The following is a 17,088-nucleotide window of genomic DNA, read 5'->3' on the forward strand; positions in this document are numbered from 1 at the left end:
CCGCAGAACCGCCTTTACCAATCATAGGCTTTCTGTCGTCACAGCACTGCGCCAGTAAACTCTTCATTAGCCCCCGGACGGTTATCTGGCGTTTAATCTCTGTCTTAGACGGCCACGAAGTAACCCCCGTAATTATATTGTCATTCGATGACACAGGTATTTTATATGTCGCTCACACGCCGGCAGTATCTCGGCCAGATCGGTCGCGTCGGCGGCGTGGGCGCTGCCGCAGTCCTGGGTGGCTGCGCCAGCAACCGGCAACCCGACACAGAGTCGGTATCCGTCCGAATCGGGTCGAAGCCATTCGTCGAGCAGAAGATTCTCGGGTATCTAGCGTACCAGCGACTGCAGTCAGTTGATTGGATTCGAGCAGTCGACGAAATTGGCTCCGGGAACTCGCTGTCGAACTGGGATGCGACGGCAGCGGGCGAGCAACACCTGTACTGGGAATATACGGGAACGGCGTGGATGCAGCTCCCGCCGCGTCATGAGACACGAATCACGGACCCCAACTCACTCTATGAGCGCGTGCAGTCGGATGCTCACTCCCAGCAACTCCAGCTGGCGGAACCGGCCTCGTTTTCGAACGAGTACGTTATCGTCGCCGACGCAACGTGGGCGGAACAGACCGGAGTATCGACCATCAGTGAACTGGCAACTCATCTCCGCGACGTAGATCGAATCCCGGGGATAGCGGTTAACGAGGAGTTCTTTCACCGACGCGACGGATGGCCTGGACTTGCGTCGTATTATGATGTCAGGACGGAAGATAGAGAGAAACTCGAGTCCGAGACGTTCATCGTTACGTCAATCGGACTGACCTACGAGCTACTCGAGCAGGGCCGAGTCCAGATTGCAAGCGGATTCGCAACCGATCCCCAGCTCGACCGTTCCACGATTACCGTCCTCGAAGATGACCGCGACTACTTCCTCCCGTACCAACCGGCGCCAACTGCATACGCACCTCTCATCGACGACCATCCGGAAATTTTCGAGGAGCTCTCGCCAGTGGTTTCAGCGCTCGATAAACCGACGATGCGGAACCTCAACAAGCAGGTGCTAATCGATGGAGACCATCCGTTTGCAGTCGCGACACAGTTTTTGAGCGAGGAGGTAGCCGCCGATGCGTAGGTCACTGTCGGGCGTTCCAGTTCTCGGTACGCTTGTCGACGTCGTTCGGTCGTCGTTTCGGCGAAAGCTTGCAACGGCGTTGCTCCTCGTGTTCCTAGTCATCAGTATCGGCACAGTCGGCCTGTATGGTCAGGTGGGCGGACTGCTCGAGGAGAACGTCGAGCAGTCGATGACGGCAGCCGCCGAGACCGAAGCAAACGAATTGAGCGAGTGGAATGAGCGGAATCGACTCGTTGTCCGACTCCTCTCCGAGCATCCCGTGTACGAAGATGGAGACCGAGCCGACGTTCGAGCGTATCTACAGACCCAGCAAGAAGAACGACCAGACGCGGCGATCATCCGCGCCTACGTGATTGACCGGCGGAACCAGACCGTCGCGACGAGTACCAATCTCACGATGGAGGGGCGGACGGTCGGAAACCTCAGCTGGAGTGAACGATTCTCCTTCCGGGATTTCGATGACGTCCAGGTGACCGAGCCGTACGCGGTGAACGATACGACGGTTATCGGCTTCATCTCACCAATCCGCCGGACACCGGAACAGTTGCTCGTCGTGGAGGTAGACACTGCAAGCGTTTTCGAACGGTTCGAACACCCTGTCGACAACGGGTTTACCCGAGTCGTCAACTCGAACGGGACCGTCGTCTTTAGCGATGATGCGGCGGCGACGCTCACGCAATACCGTGATGGGGCTCGTCGCGCCGCCGCTGTCAGCAGCGGCCTTCGTGGGAATTCCGGGTTCACGGAGTCTCCAGCGTACGAAAGCCAAGTGGAGACAGAGGGAGAGTACGTTGCGGCGTATGCAGCGGTTCCGAACACCGACTGGGTCGTTATTGAGCATGCACCGGCCAACGATGCGTACGTCATTACTCGGCAAGCGCTCCGATGGATCGGTGGGATTGCAGTATTCACGTTACTCGCACTCGTCGGTGTCGTCAGCGTTCTCGGCCGGAACGTGACAGGAGCACTATCCCGACTCACCGACCGAGCAGAACGGATTGAGGATGGTCAGTACGATGTTGAGTTCGATACTGATCGTCCGGACGAATTCGGCGATCTCAATCGGACGGTAGCGTCGACACGGGACGCCCTGCAACAGCGCATCGATGAGATTCGCGAAACCAAGGCAGAACTCCAAGCCTCGAATACCGCCCTCGAAGAACGGTCTGAGATGGTGGACGTCCTGAACCGTATCTTACGGCATAATGTTCGAAACGAGGTGAACGTCATCACTGGCCGTGCAGAATTGGCTGCATCCCGCGTCGACGATGAGGAGGCACAGGCAGATCTGGAAGCCGTACAGAGTGCTGCGTGGGAACTCAGTACGATTTCGACGCGTACACAGCGCATCAAGCAGCTGCTCGCCGAAGAGGAAGCGGAACCTGAACCCATTCACCTGAACGAAGCACTAGCATCGAAGCTCACCGACGTCGAGGCTAGTACACCATGTGCGAGCGTCGAATTTGACCGGTGTACTACCGACCCGGTAGTCGAGGCGCCACAGACCTTCCCGACAGCGGTCGCTGACGTCGTCGAACAGATCGCAGCACACAACGATGGGAATGTAGAGATCACTGTTTCAGTAACCACCGAGAACACTGATTCAGAGAGAGGGTTGGTCGTTCTCCGGGTCGATGATGATGCCAACGGGCTTCCAGCGTTAGATATTGAGGCCGTCAAAGCAGGGGAGGAGACCCCGCTCAATCACGCGGAGGGATTAGCGCTCTGGTGCCTGGAGTGGGCAGTAACGAAAGCTGATGGAGAGCTACTAGTCGCACCAAATAACGCGACTCTCAAAGTCCAAATGACCCCCTCCTCGGCAGCCCCGTAGCCTGGTTTTAGACCTGCAAACGTCGTTCCGAGCCACGGCCCACCATCAACAGCGAGCGAAAGTGTGACTGGAAGTTACACACAAGTTAACCAACAGCCCACGATTTGGAAGTGGCTTGTTGGTTAAGTTTTTCAGCGCCCGCGGAGGGGCGGAGGCGCGTTCTGACCTCCGTCGAATGATGACTGAACCCTATCTCACGACGGTCCTCGAGGAAGCCGAGCGCGTTGCCGAGCAGCACGACCAGGTCGCTCGAACGACAGACAACCAAGCCCACGAGTACCTCCGATACGCCGTCCTCCGAGTGCTTGAAGGCGAGGCGGATCACCTCCCGGCGGACTGGACGCCGATCGACGGCGTGACCGTCGGCTACGGGAGCGACGACGCGATGTACGACAGCTGGGGCTCCAGCGAAGACTGGTGGGAGACCCTCCCGCCGCAAGAAGGGTGTACCGACGGTCAAGGCGACTACACGGGGAGTTGGTTCTGGGCTTGAATCCGATAATCCAGAGACAAACAATTAATTGTCTACATTACTAACTATAAGATGGCGATGCAGTACAGTCACCGCTACCGCGCGTACCCGACACAAGAGGTAGCTGGTGATCTGGAACGGCATATCGATATCCATCGTCAAGCGTACAACTACACCCGCTACGAATACCAGAACGTGGATGCCGACACCATCGGCTCCGCGTACAAACACCACAGTCGACTCCCCGACTGGAAGGACGATTTCCCCGTCTTTACCGAGGTCAATGCAAAGGCACTGCAACGAACCGTCACACGATTCTACCAGAATCTCTCCGGTCTGAAGTCTCTAAAGGAGAAAGGGCACAAAGTCGGAGAGCTCAAGTGGAAATCACCGAAGGAGTACCAGAGCATAACGTACTCGCAGCACGGCTTCAAACTCAAAAATACGAGTGGCCGACGTGCGACGCTCTGGCTCTCCAAGATCGGAGAAATCAAAATCCGATATCATCGTGAAATCCCCGACGAATCCGACATCAAGGAAGTTACAATCAAGAAAGAGACGACCGGCGACTGGTTCGTTTCCTTTGGGCTAGAAAGGGATGAAGCCAGCCTCCCCGAGAAACCTGATGTGGACTTGCTCGATGCGAGCAACTGCGTCGGCATCGATCTCGGGGTTCAGAACTACATTCACACCTCGGACGGCAAGACCGTCGATTGGCTTGACCTCTCTGACGAGTACGAGCGTCTTCGCCACGAACAACGCAACCTGTCTCGTAAGGAGGACGGGTCGAACAACTACGAACGACAGCGTCGTACGGTGGCGAAGGTCAAGCGGCATATCCAGCAGAAGATCAAGGACTTCCAGCACAAACTCTCGACGTGGCTCGTCCGTGAGTACGACGCCGTGTTCGTTGAGGATTTGGACGTGAAACCGATGCTTGAGGACTCACACAATGCTCGCAACAAACAGGACGCTGCGTGGCGTCAGTTCATCACGCTACTCGAATATAAGGCAGAACTCTACGGTACGCACTTCGTGCAAGTTGATGCACGGGGTTCCACAAAGGAATGCGCGAAGTGTGGTACGGAAACAGCGAAACCCATCTGGGTGCGTGAACACGCCTGCCCAGCGTGTGGGTTCGAATGTGACCGCGACGCGAACGCCGCGTTGAACGTACTTCAGCGAGGGTTCGATGAATTAGGGCTGGGATGGCCCGAATCGACGCCTGTGGAGACTGCGCTCCCTACGGATACCGACGACTTCCAAGAGGTGTCTGCAAAGCGCGTCGTCGAAACAGGAAGCCTCGGGGTTTGATCCCCAGGCGATTCATCCGCTTCCGGGTGTTCTTCCCGGACGACCACCAGACAGTTCCCCGTGACATCGTCGACGTGATGGCTGCGCTGGGTGCCTGGCGCGTCTGGACCGGGAGCGCAGCCGCGTGCGGCTCCTACGACCATCGCGAACGTCGCGAGGTCCACTACCTCTGGCCGGATGGCCATCCGGTGGAGGAAGTGCTTCACGAGCGGCTCAGGGGGCCTGCGGAAGCCGTCGTTCCGGACGGCGGCCGAACGGGCGACGTTCGCGACTGGCTAGTCGTCGACGAGAACGCAGAGTCACAGGACGATCTTGAGCCCCGCACGAAGCGTGCCGTCGCCGAAGCGATGGACGTCTCGCTCCTCTCGAAAGGTGGCCGCTACGAGGTGCAGTCTGCATCCGGGAACCGGTACGAAGTCGACGTCGTCGACGAATCGTGTACCTGTCCCGACTGGCAGCAGCGCTCACCCGAGGGCGGCTGCAAGCATCTGCGTCGCGTCGATCACGAGATCAAACGGGGCCGCGTTCCCCGACCAGACGGTCGGCTCCCAGCTGACCCGAACTAACCCTGAGTAACCAACAGGGCTCTCAAGACCACGCTTGCTTTGGGTGACTCAGTCAGTATCGGCCCACTTGCTGTTACGGCAGCTCGCCAGTCACGTCAACGAGATCCTCCTCGGTTCGCCAGCGATAGAGCCGTCCTTCTTGGTCAAATAGTTCGAAGACGCCGTCCTGCATCCAGCCAAAGGAGTGGTCTTCGTCCTCGTACTCTCGCTTGAGGACGTGACTTTTCGCGAAGAATTCCGTCGTGCCGACGAGCAACCCCTGCTCAACGAGGAAGTCACTCGGCTCCTTCTCGGCGACACCGACGAGGTAGGTCACGATGTCCGCGATGAGGCAGAACTTCTGGATGCTGTTGTCCCACTCCCCACGAATATCGACCATTCGAAACGCGTACGCGTCGGTGCGCCGGTTAAGGCGGTCCACCACCAGATTCAGCCGTTGGATCGGCTCCCGGTCATAGTTTCCGAGGACGAAATACGACCGGTCGTTCTCGTAGACCGGGGTTAACTCGCTCAAGGCGTGGAGGACTTCCTCGTTATCGGCAAGCGTTATCTCCTCCTCGTCAAGCTGGTCTTTGGCACTTTTGAGAACGTCATCGGGAACAGGAGACTCCTCCTCGGTCATTATGTGAGTGTCTCGTGGCGGAGAGATATGGTTCATGGAGTAAATTACCTGCTGAAATACGTACAGTTTACTGTGGGGTGATTTACTCAGGAGTAAACTACTTGGCGCCAGAACGTGTATCGTGTTGTATGAGCACCGATCTGGGGACTGCTGAGGGGATGGAATCCCGCGAGCTCGTCCACTTCGTCACCCAACAGACGCGGTTCGCGCTAATCAACAACATCCTCCAGCACCCCGAGCAGCTCCCCTCGATGTACGAGCTCGAGGAGCTCAACCCCAGCGTGAGCGACGCGACCGTCTACAAGCACATCCAGAAGCTCATCGACGCCGGCATCGTCAAAGAAGTCGCCCTGGACGATGACCAGCGCCGACAGGGCTATCCCTGGAAGTTCTATGGGCTCACCGAGAAGGGACGGGCGTTCCTCGACGACCACAACCTCCTCGCCGCAGGGGAGACGCTCCAGCAGATTTACGAGACCATCTCCGACAAGCCCGAGAAGATGGTCAAGTACGAGAACGCGCCCCGTCCGAACGAAGAATAAGCGTATATGCTGTAAGTAGTGTGGCGGCACACTAGTCTTTTCCCGGTCGGCCACATAGCGGAAGGTATGAGCAGCGATAGAATTGACGCCGAAAGCAAGGTGTCTGGAAACCAAGCAAATATCCCCGCCCGGATTCGGCGTGAACTCGATATCGACGATGGTGATCAGCTCCGTTGGCATCTCGAAGACGACGGGAGCATTCGGGTCCAAGTGATCCAACAGCAAACGGGCACGTTCGCCGATTTCGACGGCTACGCTGGTGAGGAGTCGACCGATGTGACGAGCGAGCACGACGCGTGGGGCGTCGATGTTGAGTAAATGCCTCGTGCACTGATCGATACGACAGTTCTGTTCGCCGCCACATACCAGCAGGATGGCGCCCACGATGCCGCGCTGCCCGTACTCCACGGCATCGACGACGGAACGCTCCCCGAAGCGGTCATCCTCGACTACGTGCTCGCGGAAACGCTCAACGGCCTCACGACTCACGCCGACCACGACGCCGCCGTCGATCTCCTCGACCGCATCGAAGAAAACGCCCGCTTCCACATCGACTCACTCACCACCGACGCCCTCGCGACCGGGAAAGCCCTCTTCCGCCGACACGGGCCGCTCTCCTTCGTCGACGCCTGTATTGTCGCGTATATGCAAACCGAGGGGCTCGGCTACCTGTATGCCTTCGACGATGATTTTGACGCAGTCGAGGACGTCTACCGACTCGAGACAGCAACGAATCCCTACGATCCGAATTGACGGAGACAGACGTCACTGCTGGCATCGAAGTCCGGTTTCAGGAGAGACGATTCGAGCCGTACATCCGGCGAGTTGGAATCTGTCCCGTTGCTTAACCAACAGAACCCTGGCCTAGCGGGACGTGTTGGTTAACACGAGAGTAGCCGATGTCCGACGAACCCCCGACCCCACCGGCGAACCTCCCGACGGAGCTCGTCACCACGCTCAACGAGTCGAGCCCGGAGCAGCTCCGAGACGTTGCGACGTACGCTGAGGCGCTCGCCGAGCACAAGCAACGAGAGGCCCGTCTCGAGGAGTCGGCAGACCAAGACGCGGTCGAAGAGCGGCCAGACGATCTTCCGGACGACATCCCTGCCAAAGCGACGATTACAATCAAGGAGATCAACGATAATCGCTACTACTACTGGCAGTGGCGCGAGGGCGATTCAGTGAAATCCAAATATAAAGGCTCAGTCAACCCGGACGAATAAACCCCAAAGCAGGAAGGACCAATGTTTCCGTCGTGTCTCAACATTGGGGAAGAGAAAAAGGACGGACAGCGTACAGCAAAACAGAATCATGATCAGCGTGATTCTGAGAATAGACGGGCGAATCAGTCGGACGTAACAGTTGCCTTCGGACTAGGAGGGTGGTCGTCACTCCGATAGTCTTTCATCACTTGTTCCTCAGCTCGATGAAGGATTTCACTACAGGTGGATTTCGAGATGTCGAGCGCGTCGGCAAGCGCAACGAGCGTGGTCCGTCGAGGAGTATCGTAGTATCCCCGGTCGATAGCCTCGTCAACTAACCACTCTTGGCGGTCAGTCAATAAGGACTCCGACTCAACACTCTGCTGAATCCGTTCAACGTCGTACTCGATGCCGACATCATCCAAGGTATGACCGAGATTTGACAGCGTCTCCGAGGGGATGGTGGCTTCAAGCGTCATTTCGCCGTCGATGATTTCAAACGGCATTTCGAGTGGCACACCGGAGTCCTGCAACGAATTCAACAGTAGCGGAACCGTTGTTTCGAGTTGCATCTCGGTCATTCCATCGGTAGATTCGAGAACAGTGACGTCGGTGACCGTATCGTACTCACAGATTTCCTCACAGACTGCTTCGGAGTCATTTCCACGGAGTTCCACTCTCGCTACACCGCTGTCCTCGTTTGCTGTGGCCGCAAGCACCCGGAATCGCATATTTGGGTGTGCGTTTGATACTTCGCTGATCCAGACTGCGTCGGGAATCGTGATGGTGAGTTTTGCGTATGGCATGGCGGAAATCGTGGTTGGCCTAATTCCCCGCATTAGAGGTTTTGGATGCCTATATCGTACATTTTGGCACAACCTAAAAGTCGTTCGTGTGAACATCTTCGGCGCTCGCTCTTATGTAGAATTGCGGAAAGACCCGATAACGAGACACTCAACCGCTGTCTCGAGAGGTCCTCCAGCGAGAGTGAGTGATCGAACGATACCGAAGGTGTGAGCGGCCTGTTCCAAGCCCTGCTTGGACAGGCCGCGGAACTTCCGCAGCCACGGCTGGACGATCGAAAACAGGCACTCAGCTTGGTTGATGTGGACGCCGTCGGGCGATACGTACCTCTCTTTGTGGATGACTGTTCGGTGGTCACGCTCCATCTCTCGGTACGCTTGGAGTCCATCGGTCCAGACCTCTCCTAGCGGCTGGGAGAGATCTTCAGCCTCCTGAATCACCGGCTCAAGATCGCCTTGATAGTCGATTCCACGATGTCCACGAATTACGCGCAGTGAGTCGCGGCACGCCGCGACGAGCGTCAGCTGATCACCGTGACGCCCCCGCCAGCGTGACCGGCCAGACTGTGACGAGCCGCCGCGAGAACGGCTGTTCCGCGGCGGCTCTTGACCTTTGTAGCCCGAACAAACCCTGCCAGATTCGTCGACTTGCGTTGGTCCATCGATGATCTGGTCGAGATGCTCCCAAACCACGGGGAAGCCGCGCTGAACCGCGGCTTCCACCTCCCGAATCACTGTGTGAACCGTTTTATAGGCTCGATCGAGGAGCGGCGCAATCTGATTGATACTGAGCAACGTATCGGCGTAGAGCGTGAACGAGAGAAGTATCTCGCCGCAGGTGAGATGCTTCTCGTGGAACGGCGTGCCGTAGGTGTAGGACGGCTTGAAATCACAGTCTCGACACCAAATACGGTCGGTATTCTCCCACGTGACGATACTGTGATTCCCGCAGCGGGGACAGGACGTGTTCTCCCAGAACTCCTTGAGTCGCCGCTCGATGCAGGCATCGAGCGGCTCCGTATCGATCTTGATGACGTCTAACTCGATCAACTGCTGAAACAGACGGCCGAACGCTGTCTCAGTGGAAGACATACCTCCCGATTACCGGCGAGTTAGTGTAATTATACGGACTTTCCGCAGCTCTACATAAGAGCGTCGGCGCTTATTGAAGTGCCTAGCTGGAGACCGCAATCAAGTCGGACAACCCACAGGCGATCCGAACCTAAAGGGTTCCCGGCTACACGCACTGGGAGCCGTTACATTCCGTTCCGAGTTAGTTCACCGAGACAAGGAGGACCCAGACCTGTTCGTCCAGTGCCGAAGCCGCCCGCGGTCTACATCGGCATCTACAGGCGAACTAGACCGAGTGCCGTGGAAATTGGTTCAGGATACTTTTCCGGAGAGAATCCGTTCATAGCCAGTGTCAGGCTAATGCATGCTCGTAAGCTTCGAGCGTCCGATCGATGTCGTCCTCTGTGTGAGCCGCGCTGATGAACTGGCTCTCGAATTGATTGGGCGGTAGCAAGACGCTGTGGTCTTTCATTGCCGGGCGAAGTAGTCGTGCCCAACGATGCGTTGCACCGGTCCGAACATCCGCTCCCGTCGTCGGGACCGGTTCACTGTCGTCTTGGCTGCGGGTGAATAGGAGTTTGAACATTGAATCGGTTCCAACGACAGTGTACTCGTGGTTTGTGTCGGCGACAATCTCCGTTAATCCGGATCGAAGGCGCTCCCCCAGCGAGTTCACGTGGTCGTAGACGTCGTTCGCTTTCGCATACTCGAGTGTCGCGAGACCGGCAGCCATCGTCACGGGATGACCATTAAACGTCCCGGATTCGAAGACGTCGCCGGTTGGGGTGAACGCCTGCATGTACTCTGCCCGGCCACCGATTGCGCCGACCGGCAGGCCACCGCCGAGAATCTTCGCGAACGTCGTCAGATCCGGTTCGACGCCGAACTTCCCCTGAGCACACTGGAGGCCACCGACGCGGAACCCCGTGATCACCTCATCGAAAATCAAGAGAGCACCGTAGTCATCACACAGATCTCGGAGTGTTTCGTGGAACCCATCAACTGGTTCAACGATGCCACAGTTGCCCAGCAGTGGCTCCGTCAGAACGGCAGCAATCTCGTCGCCGTGGTGAGCGAACACGTCGGTGACGGCGTCAGCGTCATTGAACGGCACCGGCAACGTCTGCTCGGCAAACGCTTCCGGGATACCCGCACTGTCCGGTTTGGGGTTTGCGGGGTCGCCGTCGACGAGAAACGACTCATGGCCGCCATGATAGCCGTTCTGCATGACGACGATCTTGTCCCGGCCGGTGACGCCGCGCGCAAGCCGTACCGCCGCAGCCGTTGCTTCGGTACCGGAGTTGACGAACCGCAATCGCTCGACGGCAGGGACGTGGTCAATAACGAACTCTGCGAGCGCTATTTCGGGCTCAGTTGAGAACCCATACATCACGCCGTCATCGACGGCGTCAGCGATTGCTGTCCGAACCGGCTCAGGGGGATCATGCCCTAGCAGGAGCGGCCCATACCCCATCACGTAGTCGATGTACTCGGTCCCCTCCGCGTCGACGACGGTTGCGCCAGTAGCGTGGTCGATGAATTCGGGGTACGGATACGGTTCACCACGGACGGGAGAATTAACTCCACCGACAAGCGTTGAGGATGCTCGCTGGAACAGATTTCGGGTCGGGTCATCGCTCATCGGTGATCACCCCCGTAGGACGTCAAATCGCGATGGTTTGTCCGATTCAGGGTTAGTACCAACCTCAAGTGGGAACCACAACCGGTGTCATTGAACGAACCGTAACGACCGCGCGCATCCATATCTCAACCAGTTTTCGGCTCAGCAAAAAGTCCTTCTCGTGATATGTTCGCCTGGAGAACGTCCGCCGAATCGACGAGAGTATCGATGGCGTCTCCGCCCCGTTTTTGAACGGACGGTGAGAGGGTCCAAACGAACGGATGGCGAATCAAGACGACCACATTGAAACGAGAGCTACACGGTTCGACTCGGCTGAGACCGGTGTAACTGACGCTGGTGACGTCGTGTCACCGATTCATCTGACGACGACCCATGAGATGGAGCGGCCGGGACATTCCGACCACGGGTACAAGTACACCCGTTTCGGGAATCCGACGCGCGATGCGCTGGAAACTCGACTTGCGCAGTTGTGTGAGGCGGAATATGCGGTCGCAGCTGGGTCTGGCACTGCTGCAATGGCAGCGGTCTGTCTGTCAGTCGTCGAGCGGGGTGACCACATCGTCGCATTCGATGGGATATACGGCGGGACGCGTCGGCTATTTGAAGACCTGTTAGTTGATTCGCTCGGCGCTACCGTCGAGTACGTCGATGCGACAGAGACAGCGACTGTCGAAGCAGCAGTCACCGACGACACCACGCTCATCTGGATGGAGTCACCGACGAATCCACTCCTCCACCTCTGCGATTTCGCAGCGATAGCCGACATCGCATCGACGGTTAACGCCACGTACATTGTCGATAACACGTTCGCGACCCCCTATTTTCAACGACCGCTTGAACACGGCGCTGACGCAGTCGTCCACAGCACAACGAAGTATCTGAACGGCCACAGCGACTCGATGGGAGGTGCGGTAGTAACCAACGACCAAGCGATTGCGGAGGCGGTGACTCATACCCAGGCATACCATCTCGGTGGAACGCTCGCCCCCTTCGACTGTTATCTCACCCTCCGTGGACTCCGCACTTTCCCGCTTCGAATGGAACGACACGAGGCCAACGCAACAGAAATTGCGACGTATCTTGACGACCACCCGGCGGTCGTACGGGTGAACTACCCCGGTCTCCCGGACCACCCCCAACATACGCTCGCACAGGAACAAATGGATGGATTCGGTGGTATCGTCTCGTTCGAGTTAGACGCCACGGAAGCCGAGACGCGAGCAGTTCTCGAGGAACTCGACGTGTTTACACTGGCAGTTAGCCTGGGCGGCACGGAATCACTGGTGGACCATCCAGCGACTATGTCCGCATCGTATCTGTCGAAAAAAGAGCGTAAAGCTGCTGGCATTCCCGGTTCCTTGGTTCGAATTCCGGTCGGTATTGAACACATCGACGACCTGCTCGCCGATCTCGATCAGGCGCTCGCAAACCTCTGACGACTACAAATACGAAATACCTAAAAGTCCAAGCATGTTGCCGCCGTTTATATGCGGGGCAGGCGCAATCCCACGGCGTTCAGGCCGTGGATACGCGCCGTCACTCAGGGACACAATCCACCGACAAATTGCAGAGCCAAGTTTCCAATCCATACGTTGAAGTGCCAATAACCGCTATATTGCGGTACGGTCAGGTCGGAACGGAGCGGATTCCGAACGGCCTTCGGAGGCGGCCAGCCCGCCACGTAATGAGACAGTATCCGAAACACCGATGCGGTGAACGCGAATCCTCGAAGGATTCGTCTTGTGCCCGTCGGTCGAGCAAGTCTACGATACCTCCGAGTCCGGCGACGTGTCAGCGACTCCCTGCTGGCAAAAACAACAGATGGGAGTCAACGACGCTGAGGATAGGAGTACCAGCCGTTTGGCACGGCTAGCCAGCCACCGACCACGACAACTGGGTTAGATGCGGACTCCCGTAAAGTGGCGACATCCATGGTTGCACACCTAAAACTCCCACCGCTCGGGATTCCTCCGCCTGAAGGCGGAGGAGGATGTCAACGGTTCACGCGTTTTGGACTGCGTCGAGTACTTCCTCGTAGTCGGGTTCGTTAGTAGGATCATCGGCCACCCAGCTGTACGTTACCGTCCCATCATCATCGAGGACGTAGACCGCGCGGTTGGCGATGCCGTAGAGACCGAGGTCCGGGATGTCGATTTCGAGGTCGTACGCGCGGATGGCGTCGCCGGCCATGTCGCTGACGAGGTCGAACTCGATGCCGTGCTCCTCACGGAACGCACCTTGAGAGAACGGGGAGTCCGCACTCACCCCGAGAACCGTCGCCCCGGCATCTTGGAGGTTATCGAGGCGTTCTTGGAAAGCAATCATTTCGTTCGTACACGGCGGTGTGAACGCACCCGGGAAGAACGCCAACACAACTGGGCCGTCCCCAAGCCGGTCGTCGAGCGCGAAGTCCTCGTGGTCGCTGGTGCCGAGCGTCGCTTCGAATCGTGGTGCGGAGTCTCCGGTTTCCACCATACAGGAGTGTGGCTTTTCTAATCAGTAATAAAATTGTAGGGATAGAAAATAATAACCGGCTATTGGGCCTATATAGTTTCCTTCCAATAAAATTCGACTCGTGGGTTAAGTATCTCGTAAGGTTAGTGGTAGTATGGCCGATACGAGGAATTCGATACAGGTGGAAAACGTCGTTGCATCAAGCAGCATCAATCAGGAGGTCGACCTCCGGGCACTCGCTGAAGACCTCGACGCCGAATTTGAACCCGTCCAATTCCCCGGTCTCGTCTACCGCACTCAGAACCCGAGCGTGGCCGTACTCATTTTCGACTCGGGGAAGGTCGTTTGCACCGGCGCGAAAAGCATCAGCGACGTGCATGAAGCAATCACGGACACCGTACAAACCCTCCGCGAGTTAGAGGTCGATGCGCCCCAGTCACCACCGGTCAATATCCAAAATATCGTAGCCAAGGCCGATCTTCAGCGGCGACTCAACCTCAACGCAACGGCTATTGCGCTCGGCCTCGAGGCTGTGGAATACGAACCCGAACAGTTCCCGGGACTGGTCTACAGACTCGACGACCCGGACATTACCGTACTCTTGTTCGGGAGTGGAAAACTCATCATCACGGGCGCCCAGCACCGATCGGAGTCAGAAGCGGCGTTTACTAACATCCAGACCCAGCTGTCAAAACTGGGACTGCTCGAGGGTGGCCAGCGCGAGTACCCTCGGAATGTGCAGTGAACCAGTATACATTCCTGCGAATATATCCGGCGGTACCGCTTCCCCGACTGAGTTCGTACGGACACATATGCCCGGCTTCCCATCACTCGGCGGCGGCAACGACAACGACGGCCTCTTCGACGATTACGACGAGTTCGTGCCCGAGCACATCCCCGAACCGAACGTCTTCCTCGAGGACCATGATGTCCTGACTGGCAAGGACCACCTCGCATTCCACGATATCACTCAAGACCTCTTCGAGGAGCGGAAAGTCTACGACATGACGTTCAACTACAATCTTGCGCGCCTGAACCTCGATACGCGCCACAAGAACGCTGGTTATCGGTACGCTGAAGACGCCGATGATTCCTCAGTGCTGCGAGCAGAGTTCACGCCGACGACGCCATTCTGCCCGCAGACTCACACTCTCACCAAGGGGTCGTTCCGCGCGTGGAACGGTCTTAGCGAGCGACACGACTACGATCTCGTGAAGGTGCGTGCCGACCCAATGCACCATAATGCGGGCCCCATCAACGACGAGCTTCAGGAGTTAGAGGAGAAGTACCTCGAAACTGGTGACGTTGACGTCGTTGCCGATAGCGGCGACATCGGTTCCAATCCGATGGAACGCGCTAAAAAAGAGGAAGGACCGAGCCGTGGTGGTCCACAAGCGCCGTTCTAACGATACGTACGCCAACATCTGGCAGTAGTATCCACTGTCAATCAGATTCCGTCGGAGGACTTGCCCGAGCGATGTCATCGAATCTCAACCATCAGGGAAATCCAGTCGTCCAGAAGTTTCAGGAAATGTTGGATTTCCCCCGAGCGGGTCCTAACTATCGGCTTCTGTCGTTGCGTCGCCACCGTCGGCCACTGTCGGTCGATCTTGCTGACGCTCAAGCCACTCCCATTCGTTGGTACGCTGGCCTCGTGCTTCGAGTCCCCACGGATCAGTTCCGGCTTCGGCGCCCTCGAGCCATGAGGTCACGATGTTCCAGACGAAGATGATTTGCCCGATCGCGAGGATGAACGCGCCGAGCGTGGCCAGCTGGTGGAGGTCAGTGAAGTATGAAACCGGACCGACGTCGAGACTGTAGCTGGCGTACCGCCGCGGCATGCCTCCGTACCCCAGCATCACCATCGGGAAGAACGTGAGATTGGTGCCAACCATCGAGAGCCAGAAGTGCGCGTGCGCAAGCCGTTTCTGGTACATGCGCCCGGTGACCATCGGGAACCAGTAGTAGATCCCCGCGAACACGGCGAAGACGATGCCGCCCATGATGACGTAGTGGAAGTGCGAGACGACGTGGTAGGTATCGTGGAGAATCATATCGACGGGAATTGCCGCCTCGAAGACGCCGGTGACGCCGCCGATGATGAAGTTCGCGACGAAGCCGACGCAGAACAGCATCGGCGCCGTCAAGCGGAGGCTCCCGTTCCACATCGTCGTGATCCAGTTGAACACTTTGACCGCGGAGGGGATGGCAATTGCGATGGAGACGGCCATGAAGCTGGCGCGGAGCCGCGGGTCGATACCGGTGGTGAACATGTGATGGGCCCAGACGCCAAACGAGAGCACGCCTAATGCGAGTGTTGAGTAGACAACGAACTTGAATCCGAAGAGCTTCCGGCCGGTGAACTTCGGGAGGATAAGCGAAATCAACCCCATCGGCGGCAACACCAGAATATACACTTCCGGATGGCCGAAGAACCAGAAGAGGTGCTGGAATAGAATCGGGTCGCCACCGCCAATCGTGAAGAAGGTCGTGCCGAAGTTGCGGTCCAGCAGCAGCATAATGAGCACGCTCCCGAGAAGGGGGAACGCGAACAGGATTTGGCCAGACTGCACGAGCATCGTCCACGAGAAGATATCTAGGGTCGACCACGTCACGTCGTCGCCGCGCTCGGTGAAGATGGTCGCGACGAAGTTGATGGCGCCCATCGTCGCTGACACGCCTGTCAGGTGCAGGCCGAGCAACAACAGGTCGACCCCGGGATTCGCCTGATCGATCGAGAGTGGCGGATACAGCGTCCAGGCAGTCTGTGCGCCCTCGATTCCGATTCCGAACGGCTGGGCGATCATGCCGGCCCAGATGAGGAGGGCTCCGGGCGGAAGCAACCAGAAGGCGATGGCGTTGATGCGGGGGAACGCCATGTCATCGGCGCCGATGAGCAGCGGAATCACGTAGTTTGCAACGGCTGCTAAGATCGGCGTCCCGAACAAAAATAGCATCGTAATCCCGTGTGTCGTCAACAACGCATTGTACATCGAGGACGAGAGGACATCGATCGGTGGGGTCAACAACTCCGTCCGCATCAGCAGGACGGCAATCCCACCCCATGCAAACGAGATGATTGCGAAGGCGCCGTAGAGGAGGCCGATGTCCTTGTGGTCGACCGTTGTGAGCCATCGGACGAGCCCGGCTGGTTTCTCCGAGTGGCCGTGCTCGCGTTCCTGATGGTATGCACCGGAACGACCGAATGGCGAGTACGACCGCCAATTTTCTAGATTTGCTATCGTCCAAGCGACCCCAAACAGCAGGAGAGCGGTGACAACAGTGAGTGTTAGTTGCCCCGATTCAACTGGCATACGGGGTCGTTCACTCTCTGTCATCGTTCAATATTGTCACGAATATATTCGAATGTATTTTGATGAGAGAACAGTCACGACCACTGAGGAAATAAACCAAACAGTGAGGAGAACGCCATTGGCG

16 protein-coding genes and 2 pseudogenes are annotated in these 17,088 nt (G+C 57.5%); 12 read left to right on the plus strand and 6 right to left on the minus strand.

Annotated elements, in window-relative coordinates:
• The first annotated feature begins 165 nt into the window (after positions 1-165).
• From ABSL23_RS00230 to ABSL23_RS00250, 5 genes and pseudogenes are all read left to right on the plus strand, one after another.
• Positions 166-1,131, plus strand: coding sequence for a glycine betaine ABC transporter substrate-binding protein (locus tag ABSL23_RS00230; protein ID WP_353633190.1), 966 nt, complete (start codon positions 166-168; stop codon positions 1,129-1,131).
• Positions 1,124-2,962, plus strand: a complete 1,839-nt coding sequence (locus ABSL23_RS00235; RefSeq protein WP_353633191.1) for a HAMP domain-containing protein — start codon at positions 1,124-1,126, stop codon at positions 2,960-2,962. The genes ABSL23_RS00230 and ABSL23_RS00235 overlap by 8 nt, the downstream gene beginning before the upstream one ends.
• A gap of 178 nt (positions 2,963-3,140) precedes the next feature.
• Positions 3,141-3,413: pseudogene (locus ABSL23_RS00240) on the plus strand (hypothetical protein); the annotation flags it as partial.
• Between the two features lie 99 nt (positions 3,414-3,512).
• Positions 3,513-4,748, plus strand: coding sequence for a transposase (locus ABSL23_RS00245; protein ID WP_353633192.1), 1,236 nt, complete (start codon positions 3,513-3,515; stop codon positions 4,746-4,748).
• Between the two features lie 17 nt (positions 4,749-4,765).
• Positions 4,766-5,314, plus strand: a pseudogene (locus tag ABSL23_RS00250) (hypothetical protein); the annotation flags it as partial.
• A gap of 73 nt (positions 5,315-5,387) precedes the next feature.
• On the opposite strand, the gene ABSL23_RS00255 reads toward ABSL23_RS00250, so the two are convergent.
• Positions 5,388-5,936, minus strand: a complete 549-nt coding sequence (locus ABSL23_RS00255; protein ID WP_353633193.1) for a hypothetical protein — start codon at positions 5,934-5,936, stop codon at positions 5,388-5,390.
• A gap of 128 nt (positions 5,937-6,064) precedes the next feature.
• On the opposite strand from ABSL23_RS00255, the gene ABSL23_RS00260 reads away from it, so the two are divergent.
• The 4 genes from ABSL23_RS00260 to ABSL23_RS00275 all read left to right on the plus strand — a co-directional run bounded on the left by ABSL23_RS00260 (position 6,065) and on the right by ABSL23_RS00275 (position 7,701).
• The gene (locus ABSL23_RS00260; protein WP_353633194.1) at positions 6,065-6,478 is read left to right on the plus strand and encodes a MarR family transcriptional regulator; all 414 of its coding nucleotides are present in this window, start codon (positions 6,065-6,067) and stop codon (positions 6,476-6,478) included.
• 66 nt (positions 6,479-6,544) lie between these two features.
• Entirely contained in the window at positions 6,545-6,796 is a 252-nt protein-coding gene (locus ABSL23_RS00265; RefSeq protein ID WP_353633195.1) for an AbrB/MazE/SpoVT family DNA-binding domain-containing protein, read from the plus strand.
• Entirely contained in the window at positions 6,797-7,231 is a 435-nt protein-coding gene (locus ABSL23_RS00270) for a PIN domain-containing protein (protein WP_353633196.1), read from the plus strand. It abuts the gene before it with no gap.
• 146 nt (positions 7,232-7,377) lie between these two features.
• Positions 7,378-7,701 carry a hypothetical protein gene (locus ABSL23_RS00275; protein ID WP_353633197.1) on the plus strand — a complete coding sequence of 108 codons (324 nt, stop codon included), beginning with the start codon at positions 7,378-7,380 and terminating at the stop codon, positions 7,699-7,701.
• A 122-nt stretch (positions 7,702-7,823) separates the two neighbouring features.
• On the opposite strand, the gene ABSL23_RS00280 is transcribed toward ABSL23_RS00275, so the two are convergent.
• The 3 genes from ABSL23_RS00280 to ABSL23_RS00290 form a co-directional block, all read right to left on the minus strand.
• On the minus strand, positions 7,824-8,486 hold the full coding sequence (locus ABSL23_RS00280) for a helix-turn-helix domain-containing protein (protein ID WP_353633198.1): 663 nt from the start codon (positions 8,484-8,486) through the stop codon (positions 7,824-7,826).
• 111 nt (positions 8,487-8,597) lie between these two features.
• Positions 8,598-9,575: an IS1595 family transposase gene (locus tag ABSL23_RS00285; protein ID WP_353633199.1), complete on the minus strand. Its 978-nt coding sequence runs from the start codon at positions 9,573-9,575 to the stop codon at positions 8,598-8,600.
• A gap of 331 nt (positions 9,576-9,906) precedes the next feature.
• Positions 9,907-11,196, minus strand: a complete 1,290-nt coding sequence (locus ABSL23_RS00290) for a glutamate-1-semialdehyde 2,1-aminomutase (RefSeq protein ID WP_353633200.1) — start codon at positions 11,194-11,196, stop codon at positions 9,907-9,909.
• A gap of 260 nt (positions 11,197-11,456) precedes the next feature.
• Between ABSL23_RS00290 and ABSL23_RS00295 the strand changes: the two genes are divergently transcribed.
• Positions 11,457-12,632 (plus strand): aminotransferase class I/II-fold pyridoxal phosphate-dependent enzyme, encoded by a 1,176-nt coding sequence (locus ABSL23_RS00295; RefSeq protein ID WP_353633201.1) that lies wholly within the window; start codon positions 11,457-11,459, stop codon positions 12,630-12,632.
• 565 nt (positions 12,633-13,197) lie between these two features.
• Here ABSL23_RS00295 and ABSL23_RS00300 read toward each other — a convergent pair.
• Positions 13,198-13,671 carry a redoxin domain-containing protein gene (locus ABSL23_RS00300; RefSeq protein ID WP_353633202.1) on the minus strand — a complete coding sequence of 158 codons (474 nt, stop codon included), beginning with the start codon at positions 13,669-13,671 and terminating at the stop codon, positions 13,198-13,200.
• 133 nt (positions 13,672-13,804) lie between these two features.
• Here ABSL23_RS00300 and ABSL23_RS00305 point away from each other — a divergent pair, with 133 nt between their 5' ends.
• Entirely contained in the window at positions 13,805-14,395 is a 591-nt protein-coding gene (locus ABSL23_RS00305) for a TATA-box-binding protein (protein WP_353633203.1), read from the plus strand.
• Between the two features lie 67 nt (positions 14,396-14,462).
• Positions 14,463-15,056, plus strand: coding sequence for a hypothetical protein (locus ABSL23_RS00310; protein ID WP_353633204.1), 594 nt, complete (start codon positions 14,463-14,465; stop codon positions 15,054-15,056).
• A 150-nt stretch (positions 15,057-15,206) separates the two neighbouring features.
• On the opposite strand, the gene ctaD is transcribed toward ABSL23_RS00310, so the two are convergent.
• Positions 15,207-16,964, minus strand: coding sequence for a cytochrome c oxidase subunit I (gene ctaD, locus ABSL23_RS00315; protein WP_353633205.1), 1,758 nt, complete (start codon positions 16,962-16,964; stop codon positions 15,207-15,209).
• Between the last annotated feature and the right edge of the window lie 124 nt (positions 16,965-17,088).

The organism is Halobacterium sp. NMX12-1, from assembly GCF_040435975.1.
GTDB classification, from domain to species: Archaea; Halobacteriota; Halobacteria; order Halobacteriales; family Halobacteriaceae; genus Halobacterium; species Halobacterium hubeiense.

What these genes read in the sequence shown, in the direction of transcription:
- ABSL23_RS00260 (WP_353633194.1), top strand. Translation starts at nt 6,065, where the DNA reads ATGAGCACCGATCTGGGGACTGCTGAGGGGATGGAATCCCGCGAGCTC.
- ABSL23_RS00310 (WP_353633204.1), top strand. Translation starts at nt 14,463, where the DNA reads ATGCCCGGCTTCCCATCACTCGGCGGCGGCAACGACAACGACGGCCTC.
- ABSL23_RS00270 (WP_353633196.1), top strand. Translation starts at nt 6,797, where the DNA reads ATGCCTCGTGCACTGATCGATACGACAGTTCTGTTCGCCGCCACATAC.
- ABSL23_RS00255 (WP_353633193.1), bottom strand. Translation starts at nt 5,936, where the DNA reads ATGACCGAGGAGGAGTCTCCTGTTCCCGATGACGTTCTCAAAAGTGCC.
- ABSL23_RS00235 (WP_353633191.1), top strand. Translation starts at nt 1,124, where the DNA reads ATGCGTAGGTCACTGTCGGGCGTTCCAGTTCTCGGTACGCTTGTCGAC.
- ABSL23_RS00230 (WP_353633190.1), top strand. Translation starts at nt 166, where the DNA reads ATGTCGCTCACACGCCGGCAGTATCTCGGCCAGATCGGTCGCGTCGGC.
- ABSL23_RS00295 (WP_353633201.1), top strand. Translation starts at nt 11,457, where the DNA reads ATGGCGAATCAAGACGACCACATTGAAACGAGAGCTACACGGTTCGAC.
- ABSL23_RS00245 (WP_353633192.1), top strand. Translation starts at nt 3,513, where the DNA reads ATGCAGTACAGTCACCGCTACCGCGCGTACCCGACACAAGAGGTAGCT.
- ABSL23_RS00285 (WP_353633199.1), bottom strand. Translation starts at nt 9,575, where the DNA reads ATGTCTTCCACTGAGACAGCGTTCGGCCGTCTGTTTCAGCAGTTGATC.
- ABSL23_RS00305 (WP_353633203.1), top strand. Translation starts at nt 13,805, where the DNA reads ATGGCCGATACGAGGAATTCGATACAGGTGGAAAACGTCGTTGCATCA.
- ABSL23_RS00265 (WP_353633195.1), top strand. Translation starts at nt 6,545, where the DNA reads ATGAGCAGCGATAGAATTGACGCCGAAAGCAAGGTGTCTGGAAACCAA.
- ABSL23_RS00280 (WP_353633198.1), bottom strand. Translation starts at nt 8,486, where the DNA reads ATGCCATACGCAAAACTCACCATCACGATTCCCGACGCAGTCTGGATC.
- ABSL23_RS00290 (WP_353633200.1), bottom strand. Translation starts at nt 11,196, where the DNA reads ATGAGCGATGACCCGACCCGAAATCTGTTCCAGCGAGCATCCTCAACG.
- ctaD (WP_353633205.1), bottom strand. Translation starts at nt 16,964, where the DNA reads ATGCCAGTTGAATCGGGGCAACTAACACTCACTGTTGTCACCGCTCTC.
- ABSL23_RS00300 (WP_353633202.1), bottom strand. Translation starts at nt 13,671, where the DNA reads ATGGTGGAAACCGGAGACTCCGCACCACGATTCGAAGCGACGCTCGGC.
- ABSL23_RS00275 (WP_353633197.1), top strand. Translation starts at nt 7,378, where the DNA reads ATGTCCGACGAACCCCCGACCCCACCGGCGAACCTCCCGACGGAGCTC.